The following is a 20,467-nucleotide window of genomic DNA, read 5'->3' on the forward strand; positions in this document are numbered from 1 at the left end:
GCCGGCCACGCGCCCGCCAACCGAATTCCGCCTGGGCCCGACCGGTTACGCGACCGCGCCCGCCAGCCGTTCCAGCGCCTCCGGCGCCTCGTCGATCGAGTCGACCAGGGCGATCCGGGCTGCCATCGGGCGCTGGGCCGCGAGGGCCGTGAGCAGGGGCCAGGTCGGGAGGTGCTCGGTCCAGTGGGCGCGGTTGACCAGGACCATCGGGGTGGGGGCGCCGGGGGAGGCGTAGTAGTTCGGGGTCGCGTTGTCGAAGATCTCCTGGACGGTGCCGGCCGCGCCCGGCAGGAAGACCACGCCCGCCGTGGAGCGGGCGAGCAGGCCGTCCTCGCGGGTGGCGTTGGCGAAGTACTTGCCGATCCGGGACGCGAAGGCGTTCGGCGGCTCGTGGCCGTAGAACCAGGTCGGGATGCCGGCCGAGTCGCCGCCGCGCGGCCACCGGGCCCGTACCTCGAAGGCGGCGCGCGCCCAGTCGGTGACCGACGGGGTGAAGGACGGGGCCTTCGCGAGGAGTTCCAGGGCCTCGTCGAGGACCGCGTCGGGCAGCGGCGCCAGGTAGGCGCCGAGGTTGGCCGCCTCCATGGCGCCCGGGCCGCCGCCCGTCGCCACGGTCAGGCCCGCCCGGGTGAGCGAGCGGCCGAGCCGGGCCGCGCCCGCGTACGCCGCGCCGCCCCGGCCCATCGCGTGGCCGCCCATCACGCCGACCACCCGGGCCCCGGCGAGCTCCTCGTCGAGGGCGTCCGAGATCGCGTCGTCGTGGAGCGAGCGCAGCATCGAGGAGAAGATGTCGCCGTCCCCGCGGGTCCGCCGGAACCAGGCGTACGAGCGGGCGTCCGGCGTCTGCTCGTACCGCCGCTCCCCGATCCCCTCGTACAGCTCGCCGGGGGAGTAGAGCCGGGCCCGGTACGGGTCGAACGGCAGGTCCGGCACGGGCGGGAAGACCAGCGCCCCGTCGGCCCGCACCTTCGCCGCCGCCTCCGGCGCCATCGCGCAGCCCAGGAACACCGCGTCGGCGGTGGACGCGGCGAGCAGCGCGAAGGTGCGGTCGGTGAGGTCCAGGGACTGGATCCGGTGCCCGCGGAGCGAGCCGTGCGCGCCGAGCGCCGCGTCGAACTCGTCGAGGGAGTGGATCTCCCGCTCGTGGCCGCGCGGCCGGGCCGGCCTCCCCAGGGGCTGGGTCATGCGCCCACGATAGGCCGGGGCGGCCGCCTGGGCCTTTCCGGGTCGCGGCCGGGGCCCGCGACGCCTCGGAGCGTGGCCCGGGTGGGGCACCACCGGCGAAGGCCAGGAGGTGTACGCCCGCGCGGCTTCCTCCCCCCCCCCGGCCCGGGCGGGCGCGGGGGAGACCCCCGCCGCGACCTGTCCGGCCCCGGCCCGCCCAGCCCGCGCGCCCCGCAGTCGGCTCCTGCTCATCGCCTGCTCGCCCGCTGGGTCGGCCCGCACCAGGCCTGCTCGGCCGCCGACTCCGTCCCCGCGCGGCGCCCGGCGCGCCAGGCCCCGCAGAGGGGCTCAGCCCCGCAGCGGTACGGCCGCCAGCGCGCCCACCGCCCAGGTGAGCGGCACGAACACCGCGAGCAGTACGCCCGCCCGCAGCAGCGCGGTGGTGCGCAGCACCGTCGGTGGGGCGCCGAGGCGGAGCAGGGCCTCGGTGGTGTGGGTGCGGGCCTGCTTCGACTCCAGGGCCGCCGAGAGCAGCGTCGCCGTGGTGCAGGCGACGACCACGGTCACGCCGAGCCAGGACAGCGGGCCGAGCGCGCCGCCGTACAGCGCGTAGCCGGCGACCGCGCCGGAGCCGACCGCGCACACCACGCCCAGTGGGCGCCCGATGCGGCGGGCCTCGTCCATCAGGACACGGCCGGCGAGCAGGCGTACGGCCCCGGGGCGGACCATCTGGAGCAGCCGGCCGCAGCCGTGGGTGAGGCCGGGCCCGGCCATCGCCAGGCCGATCGCGGTGAGCACCCAGCCGGCCAGGACCCCGCCGCCGTCGCCGCGCGCCCCGTACGTCTCGACGGCGAGGCCCACGGCGAGCAGGGCCACGCCCCAGGGCAGGCCCGCGGTCGCGGACCGCTCGGCCGGCGCCTCCGCCTCCGCCTCCGTCCTGCGCGGGCGCAGCGCGAGGCCGGCCGCCGTCGCGCCCGCGACCGGGACGAGGGCCAGAAGGGTGAGGGCGGCGGCCAGCGGGAGGGGCTGGTCGGCGGCGAGCAGGTCGGCGGCGGCGCCGTCGAAGGGCAGGCCGGTGATGTCGCCGCGCAGATGCAGGTAGAACAGCAGCGCGACGGCCGAGCCGAGGGTGCACGCGACGGCGGTGGAGGTCGCCGCGATCACCGTGAGCCGGGCCGGGCCGAGGCCGATCGCGGACAGGCCGGGCCGCGGCCGGATGCTGGGGTCGGTGCGGGCCACCGCGACCGCGAACTGCACCGTCGCGGCCAGCGGCAGCCCGCACCACAGCAGCCGCAGCACGGCCTCGGAGGAGTCCTGGGGATGGCCCACGGCGTAGCCGAGGGCGCACAGGAGCAGGAAACCCACCCCGGCGGCCGCCGCGGCGACGCACAGGCGCCGCAGCTGGACGACGGGATGGGTCCCGCGGGCTAGACGGAGAGCGAGCACGCGGTGACGCCCTCCGCCCCGGTGGCCGGCGGTACGGAGCCCACGCGGCGTCCGTCGAGCAGGGCGACCGTGCGGTCGGCGAGGGCGGCGACCTCGGGGTCGCCGCTCGCGAGCAGCACCGTGATGCCGTGCGAGCGGGCCGCGGCGGTGAGGGTGCGCAGGACCTGCGCGCCGTCGGCGCGGTGCAGGGCCGCGGTCGGCTCGTCGGCGAAGAGCACCGACGGGGTGGTGACCAGGGCGCGGGCGATGGCGATGCGCTGGCACTCCGAGCGGGTGAGGGCCTGCGGGCGCTTGCGGGCGGCGGTGCCGATGTCGAGGCGCTCCAGCCACTCGGTCGCGGCGGTCCTGGCGGCCCGGTGGGAGACGCCGCGCAGCAGCAGCGGCAGGGCGGTGTTCTCCCAGGCGGTGAGTTCGGGGACGAGCCCGGGCTCGGGGTCGATCCAGCCGAAGCGCTCGCGGCGCAGCCGTTCGCGCTGTGCGCGGTTCATGGTGTGGACAGGGGTGCTGTTGAACCAGACCTCGCCCTCCTGGGCCACGGTCTGGCCGGACAGGCAGCGCAGCAGGGTGGTCTTGCCGCTGCCGCGGGGTCCGGTGACGGCGAGGATCTCGCCCTCGCGCGCGCCGACCGAGACTCCGGTCAGCACGTCGGAGCCGCCCAGGGCACAGCGCAGGGAGCGTGCCCAGAGCACGTCGTTGTCCGGTGGGGCCACCATCGCGTACACCTCGATGTCGGATCTGTTCTCGGTTCCCCCGTACGGGGGAACGAGGAGACGGGCCTGTGGGTCACGTGGGTCACTCGGCACCGTAAGGATTCGGATCCGGTTGTACGGACAGCACGCGGCCCGGGCGGGCCGCCATTCACTCGGATGGCGGCCCGTCCGGGCCGGGGTCACACCGTGAGGGCGGTGTGATGCTGAGGGATCCCTACAGCTTCGTCCACGCCTCGGTGAGGGTGGCGCGGAGGATCTGCTCGATCTCGTCGAACGTGGACTGGTCCGAGATCAGCGGCGGAGCCAGCTGGATGACCGGGTCGCCGCGGTCGTCGGCACGGCAGTACAGGCCGTTGTCGAAGAGCGCCTTGGAGAGGAAGCCGTACAGGACGCGCTCGGTCTCCTCCTCGTTGAAGGACTCCTTGGTGGCCTTGTCCTTGACGAGCTCGATGCCGTAGAAGAAGCCGTTGCCGCGCACGTCGCCGACGATCGGCAGGTCGTGCAGCTTCTGCAGCGTCTTCAGGAAGTTGCCCTCGTTGTCGAGGACGTGCTGGTTCAGCTTCTCCTTCTCGAAGATGTCGAGGTTGGCGAGGCCGACGGCGGCGGACACCGGGTGGCCGCCGAAGGTGTAGCCGTGCAGGAAGGTGTTGTCACCCTTGTAGAACGGCTCGGCCAGGCGGTCGGAGACGATGCAGGCGCCGATCGGGGAGTAGCCGGAGGTCATGCCCTTCGCGCAGGTGATCATGTCCGGCACGTAGCCGAACTTGTCGCAGGCGAAGGTGGTGCCGAGGCGGCCGAAGGCGCAGATGACCTCGTCGGAGACGAGCAGCACGTCGTACTGGTCGCAGATCTCGCGGACCCGCTTGAAGTACCCGGGCGGCGGCGGGAAGCAGCCGCCGGCGTTCTGCACCGGCTCCAGGAAGACGGCGGCGACGGTGTCGGGGCCCTCGAAGAGGATCTGCTGCTCGATCTGGTCGGCGGCCCAGCGGCCGAAGGCCTCCGGGTCGTCGCCGAAGATCGGGGCGCGGTAGATGTTGGTGTTCGGGACCTTGTGGGCGCCGGGCACCAGCGGCTCGAAGGGGGCCTTCAGACCGGGCAGACCGGTGATGGAGAGGGCGCCCTGCGGGGTGCCGTGGTAGGCGACCGCACGCGAGATGACCTTGTACTTGGTGGGCTTGCCGACCAGCTTGAAGTACTGCTTGGCGAGCTTCCAGGCGGTCTCGACGGCCTCGCCGCCGCCGGTGGTGAAGAAGACCTTGTTGAGGTCGCCCGGGGCCTCGTTCGCGAGACGCTCGGCGAGCTCGACGGCCTTCGGGTGGGCGTAGGACCACACCGGGAAGAAGGCGAGCTCCTCGGCCTGCTTGCGGGCCGTCTCGGCGAGCTCCTTGCGGCCGTGACCGGCCTGCACCACGAACAGGCCGGCGAGGCCGTCGAGGTACTTCCTGCCCTTGTCGTCCCAGATGTACGTGCCCTCACCGCGGACGATGGTGGGGACGGGGTTGTTCTCGTACGACGACATGCGGGTGAAGTGCATCCACAGGTGGTCGTAGGCGGTCTTGGAGAGGTCCTTGCTCACGGCTATCGGGTTCCCCACATATAGGTCTGCTTCTTGAGCTTCAGGTAGACGAAGCTCTCGGTGGAGCGCACCCCGGGGAGGGTGCGGATGCGCTTGTTGATCACATCCAGGAGGTGGTCGTCGTCCTCGCAGACGACCTCGACCATGAGGTCGAAGGAGCCCGCGGTCATCACCACGTACTCGCATTCGGCCATGGCCGTCAGGGCGTCCGCGACCGGATCCAGGTCACCCTCGACGTTGATGCCGACCATCGCCTGGCGCCGGAATCCCACGGTGAGCGGGTCGGTGACGGCGACGATCTGCATGACGCCCTGGTCGAGCAGCTTCTGGACGCGCTGCCGCACGGCGGCCTCGGACAGGCCGACGGCCTTGCCGATGGCGGCGTAGGGACGCCGCCCGTCCTGCTGGAGCTGTTCGATGATCGCCAGGGAGACGGCATCGATCGTCGGGGACGAACCGGTTCCGGTTCTGGAGCTGGAGTCTGTGTTTCGACTGGCCACGACTTCACTGTGCACCGAACCTCGTCGGTCTGGCAACCCCGGAGCGATGAAATTCGTTGTTCTGGGGTTTGGATCTCACTGAATCCGAAGTTGGCGAGGGTCGGGCCTGTTGAAAGCGTCAGTGGACCGACTAGGCTGGGGTGTCTCGCCTTTCGGGACGCCGCACGACGGAGTGCGGAGACAGAACGTGACAGGAGGGGTGGCAAGTGACCACCGAGCTGCGCCGGCTGCGCAACTACATCAACGGGGAGTTCCGGGACGCGGCCGACGGCCGCACGATCGACGTGATCAACCCGGCCACCGGTGAGGTGTACGCCACCTCCCCGCTGTCGGGCCAGGCCGACGTCGACGCCGCCATGGAGGCCGCCGCGGCCGCCTTCCCCGCCTGGCGCGACACCACGCCCGCCGAGCGCCAGAAGGTCCTCCTGAAGATCGCGGACGCCTTCGAGGAGCGCGCCGAGGACCTGATCGCCGCCGAGGTCGAGAACACCGGCAAGCCGGCCGGTCTCACCGCGAGCGAGGAGATCCCGCCGATGGTGGACCAGATCCGCTTCTTCGCGGGTGCCGCCCGGATGCTCGAGGGCCGCTCGGCCGGCGAGTACATGGAGGGCATGACCTCGATCATCCGCCGCGAGCCGGTCGGCGTCTGCGCCCAGGTCGCCCCGTGGAACTACCCGATGATGATGGCCGTGTGGAAGTTCGCCCCGGCCCTCGCCGCGGGCAACACGGTCGTCCTCAAGCCCTCCGACACCACCCCGGCGTCGACGGTCCTGATGGCCGAGATCATCGGCCAGATCGTCCCCAAGGGCGTCTTCAACGTCATCTGCGGCGACCGTGACACCGGCCGCGCGATGGTCGAGCACCCGACCCCGGCGATGGCCTCCATCACCGGCTCCGTCCGGGCCGGCATGCAGGTCGCCGAGTCGGCGTCCAAGGACGTCAAGCGCGTCCACCTGGAGCTGGGCGGCAAGGCCCCGGTCGTCGTCTTCGAGGACGCCGACATCGCCAAGGCCGCCGAGGACATCGCGGTGGCGGGCTACTTCAACGCCGGCCAGGACTGCACCGCCGCCACCCGCGTGCTCGTCCACGAGTCCATCCACGACGAGTTCGTCACCGCGCTCGCCAAGGTCGCGGCCGCGACGAAGACCGGCCAGCCGGACGACGAGGACGTGCTGTACGGCCCGCTGAACAACGAGAACCAGCTCAAGCAGGTCAGCGGCTTCATCGACCGCCTCCCGGCGCACGCCAAGGTCGAGGCGGGCGGCCGCCGGGTCGGCGACAAGGGCTACTTCTACGCCCCCACCGTCGTCTCCGGCCTCAAGCAGGACGACGAGATCATCCAGAACGAGGTCTTCGGCCCCGTCATCACCGTCCAGTCCTTCACCGACGAGGCCCAGGCCCTCGAGTTCGCCAACGGCGTCGAGTACGCCCTGGCCTCCTCGGTCTGGACGAAGGACCACGCCCGCGCCATGCGCATGTCCAAGTCCCTCGACTTCGGCTGCGTGTGGATCAACACCCACATCCCGCTGGTCGCGGAGATGCCGCACGGCGGCTTCAAGAAGTCCGGCTACGGCAAGGACCTCTCGGCGTACGGCTTCGAGGACTACACGCGCATCAAGCACGTGATGACCTCGCTCGGCTGACCCTTCCCCGTCCGGCTCTCCGGTCCGGCTCTCCGCGGCCCCGGCGCCCTGATCGACTCGGTCGACAGGGTGCCGGGGCCGCATCCGTGGCACGGCGTGATATGCCGTCCGTATGACCGATACGGGGAACAACGGGATCAACTCACTCGTCACCTACGGGCTGTTCGCCGCCTGGGCGCTGCACGACACCGAGGAGGTGCTGTACGGGCCGCGGTGGATGCGTGAGAACCTGCCGGGGCTCAGGGAACGGTTTCCCGGCGTGCCCGAGGCGGTGTGGAAGGCCCTGGGCTCGGTCGACGACCGTGAATTCCGGGCCGCCGTCGGGGTGATGGCCGCCATCGTCGGCTCGGCCGCCGTCGCGGGGCACCGCAGCGGCGGCCGGTCCGCCTTCTACCAGGGCGCGTTGAACGGATTCGGCCTGCACGGCCTGGTGCACCTCGCACAGGCCGCCGCCGTCCGCGGGGTGACCCCCGGCTCGGTCACCTCGCCGCTGCTCGTCATCCCCTTCAGTCTGTGGGCGCGCGGCCGGCTGCGCCGCGCCGGGGTGCTGCGGCCCAACCGGGGCCGGGACGTGCTGACCGGGCTCGCGCTCGCGGGCGGCGCGACCGCCGTCTCGCACGCGGTGGCGCGCCGCGTCACGAGGAGGGCCAGGTCATCACGACCCCGTTTTTGAACACGTTCATGAGAGGCGTACGCTGCCTCCATGAGCGACACGAACGGGCCCAGAGCCCTCCTCAAGCGCATCCGCGTCTGGCTGGTCGTCTTCATCGTCTGTCTGGTGCTCAGCGGGGCCACCGCGTTCCCGCTGGTCACCGAACTCCGCCTGGTGGACGGGGCCCTGGACACCTGGGCCGCCCCGCTGGCCGACACCTTCCCCGGCCTCGCCGAGTGGATCGCCAGGGTGCGGACCGGGATCGAGGCCGCCGACGCCCGGGCCCCGTACCTCCTCTACGGCACCGACTGGCTGGCCTTCGCGCACCTCGTCATCGCCGTCGCCTTCTACGGGCCCTACCGCGACCCGGTCCGCAACATCTGGGTCATCGAGTTCGGCATGATCGCCTGCGTCGGCATCATCCCGCTCGCCCTGATCTGCGGGCCGGTCCGCGACATCCCCTTCTGGTGGTCGGTGATCGACATGTCCTTCGGGGTCTTCGGCATCCTGCCGCTGCTCGCCGTACGCCGCCTGATCAAGCGCCTCGAAGCCCTGGAGGCGGCGGAGGGCACGCCGGCCCCCGCTCCGGCGGCCGGCCGGACGTCGCCGGCATGAGGCGGCCGAGCGCCGGCTGCCGGCACTGCCGGCGCCGGCCCTCGGCGTCACGGCTTGCGCGCCACCGCGCCGTACTGCGCGACGTCCGCCGCCTCCGGCGCGCGCCAGCGGGCGCAGGACACGATGCCCGGCTCCAGGATGTCGAGTCCGTCGAGGAAGGAGGCGAACTCGGTCCGGCTGCGGGCGGTGATCGGCGGGGTCGCGTGGGCGTTCCAGAAACTCCATCGCCGCCACGTTCGCCTCGCCGCCGACCTCGGGGTCGTACGTCGGATGTGTGACGACCAGATGACTCCCGGACGGCACCGCGTCCATGAGGGTCCGTACGATCGAGCGGGCCTCGTCCAGATCGAGGACGAAGTTGAGGATGCCCAGGAGCAGGACCGCGACCGGCCGCGAGAGGTCGAGCGTGCCGGTGGCGGCCGCGAGGATCCGCCGCGGGTCCCGGGCGTCCGCGTCCACGTACTCGGTGGCGCCCTCGGGCGTGCCGGTGAGCAGCGCGCGGGCGTGGGTGAGGACGATGGGGTCGTTGTCGACGTAGACGATCCGGGACTCCGGCGCGAGGCGCTGGGCGACCTCGTGGGTGTTGTCGGCGGTCGGCAGGCCGGTGCCGATGTCCAGGAACTGGCGGATGCCGGCCTCGGCGGTCAGATGTGTGACCGCCCGGCCCAGGAACGCGCGGTCCGCGCGGGCCACCGCGCCGATGCCGGGGTGGAACGAGGTCACCTGGTCGCCGACCGCCCGGTCCACCGGGTAGTTGTCCTTGCCGCCGAGCCAGTAGTTCCACACGCGCGCGTTGTGTGCGATGTCGGTGCGGATCCTGTCGTTCATCCACGGCCCTTTCGCAGTACGGAGGCCAGCGCGTCGACCCGGTTCGTGGTGATCGAATCGACCCCGTGCGCGATCAGCTTACGCATGCTCCGCTTCGTGTCGGGCGTCCACACCGACACCCGCAGCCCGTCCCGGTGCACCCGGTCCACGAGGGCCCGACTCACCAGACCGAAGCGGTAGTTGAGCCAGGCCGGGCGCACCACGTCGAGCAGCACCGGGCGCGGCGGGGCGAGCGTGTTCCAGGTCAGGGCGATCTCGGCGGCCGGGTCGGCGGCCCGCACCCGCAGCATGGCCGTGCCGCCCGCGCAGTAGTAGACGCGCTCGCCCGCCCCGCACTCGCGCACCACGCCGACGATCTTCCGTACGGAGTCCTCGTCGCCGCCCGGCAGGTCGAGCATCAGCCGGTGCCCGCCCGCGGCGAGCAGCGCCTCGCGCAGCGTCGGCACCCCGTCCCCGGTGACCTCCCGCAGCTCGTCGAGGGTCAGCGCGTCAAGGGCCCGGTCGATGCCCCACAGGCGCTTCAGGGTGTCGTCGTGCAGCAGGACCGGGACGCCGTCCCCGGTGAGCCGTACATCGACCTCCACCACGTCCGCGCCCCGCTCGAACGCCGAGACGATCGAGGGGACGGTGTTCTCGCGGACGCGGTAGGGGTCGCCGCGGTGACCGACGACGGTGACGGGCGCGGCCGGAGCGGCGTTGTCCGGTGCGGCGGCCGCGTCCTGGGTGACGGGGGTGACGGGGTTCATGGCCCCATTCTCCCGGGCCTCAGGCCGACAGCCAGCGCTCCGTGTACGTGTCGATCTCCTCCGTCAGCCGCGCCTTGCCGGCCTCGTCGAGGAAGGATGCCTCGACCGCGTTCTTCGCGAGCGCCGCGAGACCGCGCTCGTCCAGGCCGAGCAGCCGGGCCGCCACCGCGTACTCGTTGTTGAGGTCGGAGCCGAACATCGGCGGGTCGTCGCTGTTGATCGTGACGAGGGCGCCGGCCTCCACCATCTGCTTGACGGGGTGGTCCTCCAGGCGCTCCACCGCGCGGGTCGCGATGTTCGACGTCGGGCACACCTCCAGGGCGATCCGGTGCTCCGCCAGGTACTTGAGGAGCTCCGGGTCCTGCACGGAGCTGGTGCCGTGGCCGATGCGCTCGGCGCCCAGCTCGTTGATCGCGTCCCAGACCGTCTCCGGGCCGGTGGTCTCGCCCGCGTGCGGCACGGACCGCAGACCGGCCGCCCGCGCGCGGTCGAAGTACGGCTTGAACTGCGGCCGCGGCACACCGATCTCGGGGCCGCCCAGACCGAACGACACCAGGCCCGCCGGGTGCAGCTCCACGGCGAGCCGTGCCGTCTCCTCCGCCGCCTCCAGACCCGCCTCGCCCGGGATGTCGAAGCACCAGCGCAGCACCACGCCGAGCTCCTTCTCGGCCGCGAGCCGCGCGTCCTCGATCGCCGCCATGAAGGCGTGCTCCTCGATGCCGCGGCGGGTCGAGCTGTACGGGGTGACCGTCAGCTCCGCGTAGCGGATGTTCTGCCGGGCCATGTCCCGGGCCACCTCGTACGTCAGGAGCCGGACGTCCTCCGGGGTGCGGACCAGGTCCACGACGGAGAGGTAGACCTCGATGAAGTGCGCGAAGTCGGTGAAGGTGAAGTAGTCGGCGAGCGCGTCCGGGTCCGTCGGAACCTTGGAGTCCGGGTGCCGGGCCGCCAGCTCGGCGACGATGCGGGGCGAGGCGGAGCCGACGTGGTGCACATGCAGCTCGGCCTTGGGCAGCCCCGCGATGAAGGCGTGAAGGTCGGTCATCCGGTCATCGTAGGCCGGAGGCTGACCCGTCCCCCTTTCGGCGTAGGCCGTAGCATGGCGTGACCACGATGGGGGAGGCCCATGTCCGAGAACAACGACCAGCCGGTGGACCCGTGGGCGCCGCCGAACCAGGACGGCGTCGAACTGAGCAAGCCCACGCCGCCGACCGTGCACGACCAGCCCACCATGATGTCGATGCCGGGTGCCGAGCTGCCGCCGCCGCCCGCCGCGCCCGGGGGCGGCTTCGGTTACCCGACCACGCCGTCCGTGCCGTCCGCGATGCCCACGCCCGCGGCCGGGACGCCCGGGTACGGCTACCCGCCCGCGTCGCCCGTGCCCGCCCCGTCCCCGTACCCCGGTTACGGAGCCGGCTACAGCGGGCAGCCGGGCTGGGGCCAGCAGCCGTCCAACGGGCTCGGCACCGCCGCGATGGTGCTCGGCATCATCGCCGTCGCCGGCTTCTGCGCCTACGGGCTCGGCTCGATCCTGGGCATCCTGGCGCTGATCTTCGGCGTCATCGGCCTCAAGAAGGCCAACCGGGGGGAGGCCACCAACCGGGGCATGGCGATCGCGGGCATCGTGCTCGGCGCCATCGGCACCGTGATCAGTGCCGTCTTCCTCGGCTTCATCATCTGGGCCATCGCCCAGGACGCGAAGGACCCCTACGACAGCACCACGGACCCGTGGGACACGAGCCTGGTCGTCGACGTCCGCGGCTAGGACGTATCAGCCGCTGAGGAGGGGGCCGCTCGCGCGGCCCCCTTCTCGGCTTTCGCGGCGCAGCCGCTCACGTCATCCGCGCAGCCGCTCGCGCGCCGCCATCAGCGCGAAGCCCAGCAGGTTCTCGCCGCGCCACCGCTCCGGGTCCATCGCGCGCGGGTCGTCCGCGGCCAGACCGATGCCCCAGATCCGGTCCACCGGGCTGGCCTCGACCAGGACCCGGGTGCCGGTGCCGAGCAGGAAGGCCCGCAGGGGCTCCGACGAGGCGAACTTGTGGACGCTGCCCTCCACCACGAGACCGAAGCGCTCACGCCGCCAGACCTCCTCGTCGAAGCCGCGCACCAGCCGGCCAGCCTTCTTCGCCTGGGCCGGCGAGGCCGCCGTCAGGGCCGCCCGCTCCGCCTCGGGGTCCTCGAACAGCCGCGCCTTGCCGGCCATCATCCAGTGCTCGGCGGTCGCGTAGCGCACGCCGTCCACCACGAAGGGTGCCGGCCACCACTGGCTGAGACAACTCGCCGACAGACGCCCCGACGGGTGCGGGCGGTGCCCCCAGAAGTGCAGCCACTTCATCCGGTGGCCGCTTCTGACCTGCTCTTTCAGGCGTTCGAGATCCATCGCATCGCTCATGCACGCCACTGTTTCAGTCGCCACTGACACTCCGTACGGCAATTTCCCGCTGTCCTCGACACACTGATCTGCCGATTCCGTCGCGTAACCAAAAGGCAACAACGGAATCACTTGTTGGACCGGGTGCCCTCTGCCAGGATCGGCACTCAACTCGAGCTGGAACAACGGAGAGCGTCATGGGCAACCGCTTCCAGGTGTCGGACCGCTTCGCGGACGGCGCGCAGTACATCGCGGGGCGGCTGCGCCCCGGAACCTCGGAGCGGGACCACAGCGTCGTCGATCCGGCGACGGGCGAGCGCGTCCACACGTACACCCTCGCCTCGGCCGAGGACGTGGACGCGGCCGTCGCCGCCGCCCGGGAGGCCTTCCCGGGCTGGGCGGGCGCGACGCCCGGCGAGCGCTCGGACGCGCTGCACCGCTTCGCCGGGGTGCTCGCCGAGCGGGCCGAGGAGTTCGCGCAGGTCGAATCCCTCCAGTGCGGCAAGCCGATCAAGCTGGCCCGCGAGTTCGACGTGCCGGGCACCGTCGACAACACCGCCTTCTTCGCGGGCGCCGCCCGGCACCTCCAGGGGCAGTCGGCGGGCGAGTACTCCGGCGACCACACCTCGTACGTACGGCGCGAGGCGATCGGCGTCGTCGGGTCCATCGCACCGTGGAACTATCCGCTGCAGATGGCCGCCTGGAAGATCCTGCCGGCCGTCGCCGCGGGCAACACGATCGTCCTGAAGCCGGCCGAGCTGACGCCGCTGACCTCGCTGATGTTCGCGCAGGCGGCGACCGAGGCCGGCATCCCGGACGGCGTGATCAACATCGTCAACGGCGCCGGACGGGTCGCCGGCGAGCACCTGGTCGGGCACCCGGACGTGGCCATGACCTCGTTCACCGGCTCCACCGGCGTCGGCAGGCGGGTCGCGGAGATCGCCACCGCCACCGTGAAGCGGCTCCACCTGGAGCTGGGCGGCAAGGCCCCGTTCGTGGTCTTCGACGACGCCGATCTGGAGGCCGCCGCGCACGGCGCCGTCGCCGCCTCCCTCATCAACAGCGGGCAGGACTGCACAGCCGCCACGCGCGCGTACGTCCAGCGGCCGCTGTTCGACGCCTTCGTCGCCCGGGTCGCCGAGCTGATGGAGACGGTCCGCCTCGGCGACCCCTTCGACCCGGCCACCGACCTCGGGCCGCTCGTCAGCCACGCCCAGCGCGACCGCGTCGCCGGCTTCGTGGAGCGCGCCCGCGCGTACGCGACCGTCGTCACCGGCGGCGAAGCCCCTGGTGGCGAGCTGAAGAGTGGCGCATACTACCGACCCACCCTGATCACCGGCGCCCCGCAGGACAGCGAGGTCGTGCAGTCGGAGATCTTCGGGCCGGTCCTGGTGGTCCTGCCCTTCGACGGCGACGACGAGGGCATCCGGCTCGCCAACGACACCCCCTACGGCCTCGCCGCCTCCGCCTGGAGCCGCGACGTCTACCGGGCGAACCGGGCCACCCGCGAGATCAAGGCAGGCTGCGTCTGGGTCAACGACCACATCCCGATCATCAGCGAGATGCCCCACGGCGGCTACAAGGCCTCGGGCTTCGGAAAGGACATGTCGGCGTACTCCTTCGAGGAGTACACGCAGGTGAAGCACGTGATGTACGACAACACGGCGGTGGCGGCCAAGGACTGGCACCGCACGATCTTCGGGGACCGACCGTAACGACCTGCGGCTACCGCCGCATGGCTCCCGCCGTCCGACCAGCGGCACACCCACACCCATCCGGAAGGGCACAGCGCATGGAGCAGTACCAGTCCGACAGCCTGTCGGCCGCGCAGACGGCGGCCATACGGCGCACACTGACGAGCGGCCGGGGCGCACTCAGCCGGCGCTCGATGCTGCGCGCCGGCGGTGTCGGCGCGCTCACCGTCGGCGGTTTCGCGGCTCTCAGCGGCTGCGGCATCCCGCCGGCCAAGCGGGAGGGCCAGGGGCCCGCCTCCATCGACGTCTCGGCCAAGGAGAAGACCGTCGCCTTCTCCAACTGGACCGAGTACATGGACGTCAGCGAGGACGAGAAGTCCCGCCCCACGCTGGAGGCGTTCGCCAAACGGACCGGGATCAAGGTCAAGTACACCGAGGACATCAACGACAACGTCGAGTTCTTCGGCAAGATCAAGCCGCAGCTCGCGGCCGGCCAGGACACCGGCCGCGACCTGATCTGCGTGACCGACTGGCTGGCCGCGCGGATCATCCGGCTCGGCTGGGCGCAGAAGCTCGACCCCACCAACCTGCCGAACGCGTACGCCAACCTGTCGTCGCAGTTCCGCCGGCCCGACTGGGACCCGGGGCGCTCCCACTCGTACCCGTGGACCGGTATCTCCACCGTCATCGCCTACAACACCAAGGCGACCGGCGGCAAGAAGGTCGACTCGGTCACCCAGCTGCTCGACGACCCCGCGCTCAAGGGCCGGGTCGGCTTCCTGACGGAGATGCGCGACTCGGTGGGCATGACCCTGCTCGACATGGGCAAGGACCCCGGGACGTTCACGGACGCCGACTACGACGCGGCCATCGGGCGGCTCCAGAAGGGCGTCGACAAGAAGCAGATCCGCCGCTTCACCGGCAACGACTACACCTCGGACCTCGACAAGGGCGACCTGGCGGCCTGTCTCGCCTGGGCCGGCGACATCATCCAGCTCCAGGCCGACAACCCGGACATCCAGTACGCGATCCCGTCCGCCGGCTACATCACGTCCAGCGACAACCTGCTGGTCCCGGCGAACGCCCGGCACAAGACCAACGCCGAGAAGCTCATCGACTACTACTACGAGCTTCCGGTGGCCGCCCAGCTCGCCGCGTACATCAACTACGTGTGCCCGGTCGACGGTGTGAAGGACGAGCTCACGAAGATCGACCCGGAGCTGGCGAACAACACCCTGATCCTCCCGGACAAGGCGATGGCCGCGAAGTCGCACGCCTTCCGCTCGCTCAGCAGCGCCGAGGAGACGGCGTACGAGGAGAAGTTCGCCAAGCTCATCGGCGCCTGACCGGCCGTCCGCCCTCCCCTTCACGAACCCGGGACCGCAATCCATGACTGACAAGACTGCTCAGATTGGCAAGAACACCGGCGGCGGCGACGTCCGCCTGGCCGGCATCAGCAAGTCGTACGGCTCCTTCACCGCCGTCCACCCGCTCGACCTGACCATCCCGCAGGGCTCCTTCTTCGCCCTGCTCGGCGCGTCCGGCTGCGGCAAGACGACCACGCTGCGCATGATCGCCGGCCTGGAGGACCCGACCACCGGCACCGTCTTCCTCGGCGACCGGGACGTCACCGACCTCCCGCCGTACAAGCGCCCGGTGAACACCGTCTTCCAGTCCTACGCGCTCTTCCCGCACATGGACGTCTTCGAGAACATCGCCTTCGGCCTGCGCCGGCGCGGCATCACGTCGGTCAGGAAGCAGGTCGACGAGATGCTGGAGCTCGTCCAGCTCGGCGACAAGGCCAAGCACAAGCCGCACCAGCTGTCCGGCGGCCAGCAGCAGCGCGTCGCCGTCGCCCGCGCCCTGATCAACCACCCGCAGGTGCTGCTCCTCGACGAGCCGCTCGGCGCCCTCGACCTCAAGCTGCGCCGCCAGATGCAGCTGGAGCTGAAGCGCATCCAGACCGAGGTCGGCATCACCTTCGTGCACGTCACCCACGACCAGGAGGAGGCCATGACGATGGCCGACCAGGTCGCGGTGATGAACGCGGGCCGGGTCGAGCAGCTCGGCGCCCCCGCCGACCTGTACGAGAACCCGCAGACCACCTTCGTCGCCAACTTCCTCGGCACCTCGAACCTCATCGAGGCCGAGGTCGTCGAGACCGGCTCCGACGTCCTGGTCACCGCGGGGGGCGGCAAGCTCCGGGTGCCGGGTGAGCGCTGTACCTCCGCCGTGCGCGTGGGCGGCAAGGTGCTCGTCGGCGTACGGCCCGAGAAGATCTCCCTCGTCCACGCCGACGACGCCGGCGAGATCGCGGACGGGCGCAACCGGGTCACCGGCCGGATCGCCGACTCCTCGTTCATCGGTGTCTCCACCCAGTACGTGGTGAACTCGCCGGCCGGCGCCGAGCTCCAGGTGTACGAGCAGAACATCGAGCGCGACACGCGCCTGGTGCCCGGCGCCGAGGTCGTCCTGCACTGGAACCCGGCCCACACCTTCGGCCTCGACGCGGCCCAGGACATCGACGCGGGCGTGGAGACGGTGGAGGACGCCGCATGAGCGCCACCACCCTGACGAAGGAGGAGGGGGCGCCGCCGGTCGAGGAGCCGGTGGTCCGCAAGCCCTCCACCCGCAAGCGGCTCGTGCCGTACTGGCTGCTGCTGCCCGGCATCGTGTGGCTGCTCGTCTTCTTCGCGCTGCCGATGGTCTACCAGGCCTCCACCTCGGTGCAGACCGGCTCCCTGGAGAAGGGCTTCGAGGTCACCTGGCACTTCCAGACCTACTGGGACGCCTTCCAGGAGTACTGGCCGCAGTTCGTGCGCTCGCTGCTGTACGCCGGCACCGCGACCCTGCTGTGCCTGCTGCTCGGCTACCCGCTCGCGTACCTCATCGCCTTCAAGGCCGGACGGTGGCGGAACCTGCTGCTCGTCCTCGTCATCGCGCCGTTCTTCACCAGCTTCCTGATCCGCACGCTGGCCTGGAAGACGATCCTCGCGGACGACAGCGTCGTGGTGGACCTGCTCAACACGCTGCACGTCCTCGACGTGACCGGCTGGCTCGGCTGGACCGAGGGCAGCCGGGTGCTCGCCACCCCGATGGCCGTGGTCTGCGGTCTCACGTACAACTTCCTGCCCTTCATGATCCTGCCGCTCTACACCTCCCTGGAGCGGATCGACGGGCGCCTCCACGAGGCCGCGCAGGACCTCTACGCCTCGCCGGCCACCACCTTCCGCAAGGTGACCTTCCCGCTGTCGATGCCCGGCGTCGTCTCCGGCACGCTGCTCACCTTCATCCCGGCCAGCGGCGACTACGTCAACGCCGAACTCCTCGGCTCCACCGACACCAAGATGGTCGGCAACGTCATCCAGTCGCAGTTCCTGCGCGTCCTGGACTACCCGACCGCCGCCGCCCTGTCCTTCATTCTCATGGCGATCGTGCTCCTCATGGTCACCGTCTACATCCGCCGTGCGGGAACGGAGGACCTGGTCTGATGCGCTGGCTGCGTAAGAACCTCGTCGTCATCGCGGGCCTGCTGACGCTCGCGTACATGATCCTGCCCAACGTCGTGGTCATGGTGTTCTCGTTCAACAAGCCGAACGGGCGCTTCAACTACGCGTGGCAGCAGTTCTCGCTCGACGCCTGGAAGGACCCCTGCGGGGTCGCCGACATGTGCGAGTCGCTGACCCTCTCGCTGCAGCTCGCGGCCTGGGCCACCGCCGGCGCGGTCGTCCTCGGCACGATGATCGCCTTCGCGCTCGTCCGCTACCGCTTCCGGGCGCGCGGCGCGATCAACTCGCTGATCTTCCTGCCGATGGCGATGCCCGAGGTCGTGATGGCCGCCTCGCTGCTCACCCTGTTCCTCAACATGGGCGCGGAGCTGGGCTTCTGGACCATCCTCATCGCCCACATCATGTTCTGTCTGTCGTTCGTCGTGACCGCCGTCAAGGCGCGGGTGATGTCCATGGACCCACGTCTGGAGGAGGCCGCGCGCGACCTCTACGCGGGCCCGGCGCAGACCTTCCTGCGGGTCACGCTGCCGATCGCGGCGCCCGGCATCGCGGCCGGCGCGCTGCTCGCCTTCGCGCTGTCGTTCGACGACTTCATCATCACCAACTTCAACGCGGGCTCCACCGTGACCTTCCCCATGTTCGTGTGGGGCTCGGCGCAGCGCGGAACCCCCGTTCAGATCAACGTCATCGGCACGGCGATGTTCGTCATCGCGGTACTGGTGGTCGTGGCCGGCCAGCTCGTCGCGAACCGGCGCAGGAAAACCGCAACAGCCTGACATCAGCGCCTGACCGGCGGCCCGCCGCGGCCCGCTGCGGCCGACCGCCGGGACGCCGGTCAGGCACCGAAGGAGTTGGAAACCATGGCCCCAGTCGCCATGCGTCTCGCTGCACAATCTCTCTCCGACGCCCAGCCCGTCCCGTTCTGGCTGGAAGACCCCGGCAAGCCGGGAACCCTGCCCGCCCTCACCGGCTCCGAGCGGTGCGACCTGCTCGTGGTGGGCGGCGGCTACAGCGGACTGTGGACCGCGCTCCTCGCCAAGGAGCGCGATCCCTCCCGCGACGTGGTGCTGATCGAAGGCCGTGAGGTGGGCTGGGCCGCCTCGGGCCGCAACGGCGGCTTCTGCGCCGCCTCCCTCACCCACGGCTTCGGCAACGGCCTCGCCCGCTGGCCGCAGGAGTTCACGAAGCTGGAGCGGATGGGCGAGCGGAACCTCGACGCCATTGAGGAGACCGTCGCCCGCTACGCCCTGGACTGCGACTTCGAGCGCAGCGGCGAGATCGACGTCGCCACCGAGGCCTACCAGGTGGACGAGCTCCACGCGTGGTACGAGGAGGCCGACCGGCTCGGTCTCGCCGACGGCATGGAGCTCCTGGACCGCGACGCGGTGCGGGCCCAGGTCGACTCGCCGACCTTCCAGGGCGGCCTGTGGGACCGGCGCGGGGTCGCCATGCTGCACCCCGCGAAGCTGGCCTGGGGCCTCAAGCAGGCCTGTCTGGGCCTCGGGGTGCGGATCTTCGAGAACACCCCGGGGCTCGACCTCGTGCCGGCCGGCGGCGGCATGGCCGTACGCACCCCGTACGGGCGGGTCGCGGCCCGCCGGGTCGCCCTCGGCACCAATGTCTTCCCGTCACTGGTCAAGCGGCTGCGGCACTACACGGTCCCGGTGTACGACTACGCGCTGATGACCGAGCCGCTGAGCGCCGAGCAGCTGGCGGCGGTCGGCTGGAAGAACCGGCAGGGCCTCGGCGACTCCGCCAACCAGTTCCACTACTTCCGGATCACGGCCGACAACCGGATCCTGTGGGGCGGTTACGACGCGGTCTACCGCTTCGGCAAGAGGGTGGCGGCGGAGATGGACAACCGCCCGGAGACCTATCTCAAGCTGGCCCAGCACTTCTTCACCTGCTTCCCGCAGCTGGAGGGCCTCCGCTTCAGCCACGCCTGGGGCGGCGCGATCGACACCTGCTCGCGCTTCTCGGCCTTCTTCGGCACCACCCACCACGGCAAGGTGGCGTACGCGGCCGGGTACACGGGCCTCGGGGTGGGCGCGACCCGGTTCGGCGCCGACGTGATGCTGGACCTGCTCGCGGGGGAGCGGACCGAGCGGACCGAGCTGGCGATGGTGCGCTCGAAGCCGCTGCCGTTCCCGCCGGAGCCGATCGCGTGGGCGGGCATCGGGCTCACGAAGTGGTCGCTCGCGCGGGCGGACGAGAACGGGGGCCGGCGGAATCTGTGGCTGAAGACGATGGACAGGCTGGGGCTGGGCTTCGACAGCTGACAGAGTGTCGAGGTGTGTGACGCAGGTCACATCCGGTAGGTGGTGAAGTCGCGTCATAGGCGCGGGGGAGGGCCCTCTCTCCGTGTGGACACCGCAGTCGGCGGGTCCGTACGAGGAGAGGGCTTTTCGCGATGACTGGTACGGGTAGGGGGACGGGCTCGGGGTCGGGTACGGGGTCGGGCTCGGGGTCGGGTACGGGGACGGGCTCGGGCACGGGAGCCGGTTCGGGCGCGGGGGCCGCGCCGGCGGCGAGGGCCGCCGTGGAGTGGCTGGCCTCGGTGGCGCCGGACCCCGAGGCCTGCCGTTTCGAATGGGAGCGCAACCCGCACGGCGTCGCGCTGCTGCCCGCCGGCCGCCGCTGGGACGTGCTCATCCTGCCGTCCGAGCTCGGCTACCCCACGCTCGACGTGCTCACCCGGCTCGTGGACCGGCCGGGCCCGGTCCTGGCCGACTTCGGTGACGCCCGGATGGGCTTCTTCGTGCCGCCGGGCACCGCCGCCCGCTGGCTGGGCACCGGGGTGCGCAGCGCCGGTGACGGCGCCTGGGTCGTCGTCCCGTACCCGGGCCGTACGGCGGGCAGGGTGCGCTGGCTGGTGGCACCGGACGCGGCGGGCACCCTCACCGACGCCACCCTGCTCGAACTGGCGATGCACGAGGCCGCGGGCCAGCTGGCGCGGGGAGAGGGGTGAAGGGCGAGGAGGGGGAGGGGGTGCTCGGGGGAGGTGCTCGCGGTC

At 71.5% G+C, this 20,467-nt stretch carries 19 protein-coding genes and 1 pseudogene; 11 read left to right on the forward strand and 9 right to left on the reverse strand.

Annotated elements, in window-relative coordinates; all coding sequences use genetic code 11:
- Nucleotides 1–45: 45 nt before the first annotated feature.
- The 5 genes from AB0C73_RS32870 to AB0C73_RS32890 all read right to left on the reverse strand — a co-directional run bounded on the left by AB0C73_RS32870 (nucleotide 46) and on the right by AB0C73_RS32890 (nucleotide 5,411).
- Complete coding sequence (locus AB0C73_RS32870; RefSeq protein ID WP_362537061.1) at nucleotides 46–1,185, reverse strand: Rossmann fold nucleotide-binding protein; 1,140 nt, start codon at nucleotides 1,183–1,185, stop codon at nucleotides 46–48.
- Nucleotides 1,186–1,512: 327 nt separating this feature from the next.
- Nucleotides 1,513–2,610: a hypothetical protein gene (locus tag AB0C73_RS32875; RefSeq protein WP_362537062.1), complete on the reverse strand. Its 1,098-nt coding sequence runs from the start codon at nucleotides 2,608–2,610 to the stop codon at nucleotides 1,513–1,515.
- Complete coding sequence (locus AB0C73_RS32880) at nucleotides 2,592–3,323, reverse strand: ATP-binding cassette domain-containing protein (protein ID WP_362537063.1); 732 nt, start codon at nucleotides 3,321–3,323, stop codon at nucleotides 2,592–2,594. The genes AB0C73_RS32875 and AB0C73_RS32880 overlap by 19 nt, the downstream gene beginning before the upstream one ends.
- A gap of 211 nt (nucleotides 3,324–3,534) precedes the next feature.
- Nucleotides 3,535–4,914: an aspartate aminotransferase family protein gene (locus AB0C73_RS32885; RefSeq protein WP_362537064.1), complete on the reverse strand. Its 1,380-nt coding sequence runs from the start codon at nucleotides 4,912–4,914 to the stop codon at nucleotides 3,535–3,537.
- Nucleotides 4,899–5,411 (reverse strand): Lrp/AsnC family transcriptional regulator, encoded by a 513-nt coding sequence (locus AB0C73_RS32890; RefSeq protein ID WP_362537065.1) that lies wholly within the window; start codon nucleotides 5,409–5,411, stop codon nucleotides 4,899–4,901. Before AB0C73_RS32890 ends, AB0C73_RS32885 begins: the two co-directional genes overlap by 16 nt.
- A gap of 191 nt (nucleotides 5,412–5,602) precedes the next feature.
- On the opposite strand from AB0C73_RS32890, the gene AB0C73_RS32895 reads away from it, so the two are divergent.
- The 3 genes from AB0C73_RS32895 to AB0C73_RS32905 all read left to right on the forward strand — a co-directional run bounded on the left by AB0C73_RS32895 (nucleotide 5,603) and on the right by AB0C73_RS32905 (nucleotide 8,306).
- Entirely contained in the window at nucleotides 5,603–7,039 is a 1,437-nt protein-coding gene (locus AB0C73_RS32895; RefSeq protein ID WP_362537066.1) for a gamma-aminobutyraldehyde dehydrogenase, read from the forward strand.
- Nucleotides 7,040–7,151: 112 nt separating this feature from the next.
- Entirely contained in the window at nucleotides 7,152–7,712 is a 561-nt protein-coding gene (locus AB0C73_RS32900) for an HXXEE domain-containing protein (protein WP_362537067.1), read from the forward strand.
- Between the two features lie 30 nt (nucleotides 7,713–7,742).
- Entirely contained in the window at nucleotides 7,743–8,306 is a 564-nt protein-coding gene (locus AB0C73_RS32905) for a hypothetical protein (RefSeq protein ID WP_362537068.1), read from the forward strand.
- A gap of 47 nt (nucleotides 8,307–8,353) precedes the next feature.
- Here AB0C73_RS32905 and AB0C73_RS32910 read toward each other — a convergent pair.
- The 3 genes and pseudogenes from AB0C73_RS32910 to AB0C73_RS32920 form a co-directional block, all read right to left on the reverse strand.
- Nucleotides 8,354–9,134: pseudogene (locus AB0C73_RS32910) on the reverse strand (SAM-dependent methyltransferase).
- Complete coding sequence (locus AB0C73_RS32915; RefSeq protein WP_362537069.1) at nucleotides 9,131–9,880, reverse strand: glycerophosphodiester phosphodiesterase; 750 nt, start codon at nucleotides 9,878–9,880, stop codon at nucleotides 9,131–9,133. Before AB0C73_RS32915 ends, AB0C73_RS32910 begins: the two are co-directional and overlap by 4 nt.
- Before the next feature lie 19 nt (nucleotides 9,881–9,899).
- Complete coding sequence (locus tag AB0C73_RS32920) at nucleotides 9,900–10,925, reverse strand: adenosine deaminase (RefSeq protein ID WP_362537070.1); 1,026 nt, start codon at nucleotides 10,923–10,925, stop codon at nucleotides 9,900–9,902.
- 81 nt (nucleotides 10,926–11,006) lie between these two features.
- Between AB0C73_RS32920 and AB0C73_RS32925 the strand changes: the two genes are divergently transcribed.
- Nucleotides 11,007–11,645 (forward strand): DUF4190 domain-containing protein, encoded by a 639-nt coding sequence (locus AB0C73_RS32925; protein WP_362537071.1) that lies wholly within the window; start codon nucleotides 11,007–11,009, stop codon nucleotides 11,643–11,645.
- 72 nt (nucleotides 11,646–11,717) lie between these two features.
- Here AB0C73_RS32925 and AB0C73_RS32930 read toward each other — a convergent pair whose 3' ends face one another.
- Nucleotides 11,718–12,272, reverse strand: coding sequence for an NADAR family protein (locus AB0C73_RS32930; protein ID WP_362537072.1), 555 nt, complete (start codon nucleotides 12,270–12,272; stop codon nucleotides 11,718–11,720).
- A gap of 176 nt (nucleotides 12,273–12,448) precedes the next feature.
- Here AB0C73_RS32930 and AB0C73_RS32935 point away from each other — a divergent pair, with 176 nt between their 5' ends.
- The 7 genes from AB0C73_RS32935 to AB0C73_RS32965 all read left to right on the forward strand — a co-directional run bounded on the left by AB0C73_RS32935 (nucleotide 12,449) and on the right by AB0C73_RS32965 (nucleotide 20,422).
- Nucleotides 12,449–13,966, forward strand: coding sequence for a gamma-aminobutyraldehyde dehydrogenase (locus tag AB0C73_RS32935; RefSeq protein ID WP_362537073.1), 1,518 nt, complete (start codon nucleotides 12,449–12,451; stop codon nucleotides 13,964–13,966).
- Nucleotides 13,967–14,043: 77 nt separating this feature from the next.
- Nucleotides 14,044–15,291 carry a spermidine/putrescine ABC transporter substrate-binding protein gene (locus AB0C73_RS32940; RefSeq protein ID WP_362537074.1) on the forward strand — a complete coding sequence of 416 codons (1,248 nt, stop codon included), beginning with the start codon at nucleotides 14,044–14,046 and terminating at the stop codon, nucleotides 15,289–15,291.
- A gap of 43 nt (nucleotides 15,292–15,334) precedes the next feature.
- Nucleotides 15,335–16,504, forward strand: coding sequence for an ABC transporter ATP-binding protein (locus tag AB0C73_RS32945; RefSeq protein WP_362537075.1), 1,170 nt, complete (start codon nucleotides 15,335–15,337; stop codon nucleotides 16,502–16,504).
- Nucleotides 16,501–17,436 carry an ABC transporter permease gene (locus tag AB0C73_RS32950; RefSeq protein WP_362537076.1) on the forward strand — a complete coding sequence of 312 codons (936 nt, stop codon included), beginning with the start codon at nucleotides 16,501–16,503 and terminating at the stop codon, nucleotides 17,434–17,436. Before AB0C73_RS32945 ends, AB0C73_RS32950 begins: the two co-directional genes overlap by 4 nt.
- Nucleotides 17,436–18,230, forward strand: coding sequence for an ABC transporter permease (locus AB0C73_RS32955; protein WP_362537077.1), 795 nt, complete (start codon nucleotides 17,436–17,438; stop codon nucleotides 18,228–18,230). The genes AB0C73_RS32950 and AB0C73_RS32955 overlap by 1 nt, the downstream gene beginning before the upstream one ends.
- Nucleotides 18,231–18,314: 84 nt before the next feature.
- On the forward strand, nucleotides 18,315–19,733 hold the full coding sequence (locus AB0C73_RS32960; RefSeq protein ID WP_362537078.1) for an FAD-dependent oxidoreductase: 1,419 nt from the start codon (nucleotides 18,315–18,317) through the stop codon (nucleotides 19,731–19,733).
- Between the two features lie 260 nt (nucleotides 19,734–19,993).
- Complete coding sequence (locus AB0C73_RS32965) at nucleotides 19,994–20,422, forward strand: hypothetical protein (RefSeq protein WP_362537079.1); 429 nt, start codon at nucleotides 19,994–19,996, stop codon at nucleotides 20,420–20,422.
- The last annotated feature ends 45 nt before the right edge of the window (nucleotides 20,423–20,467 follow it).

It is taken from the genome of Streptomyces sp. NPDC048623 (assembly GCF_040650755.1).
Classification (GTDB): Bacteria; Actinomycetota; Actinomycetes; order Streptomycetales; family Streptomycetaceae; genus Streptomyces.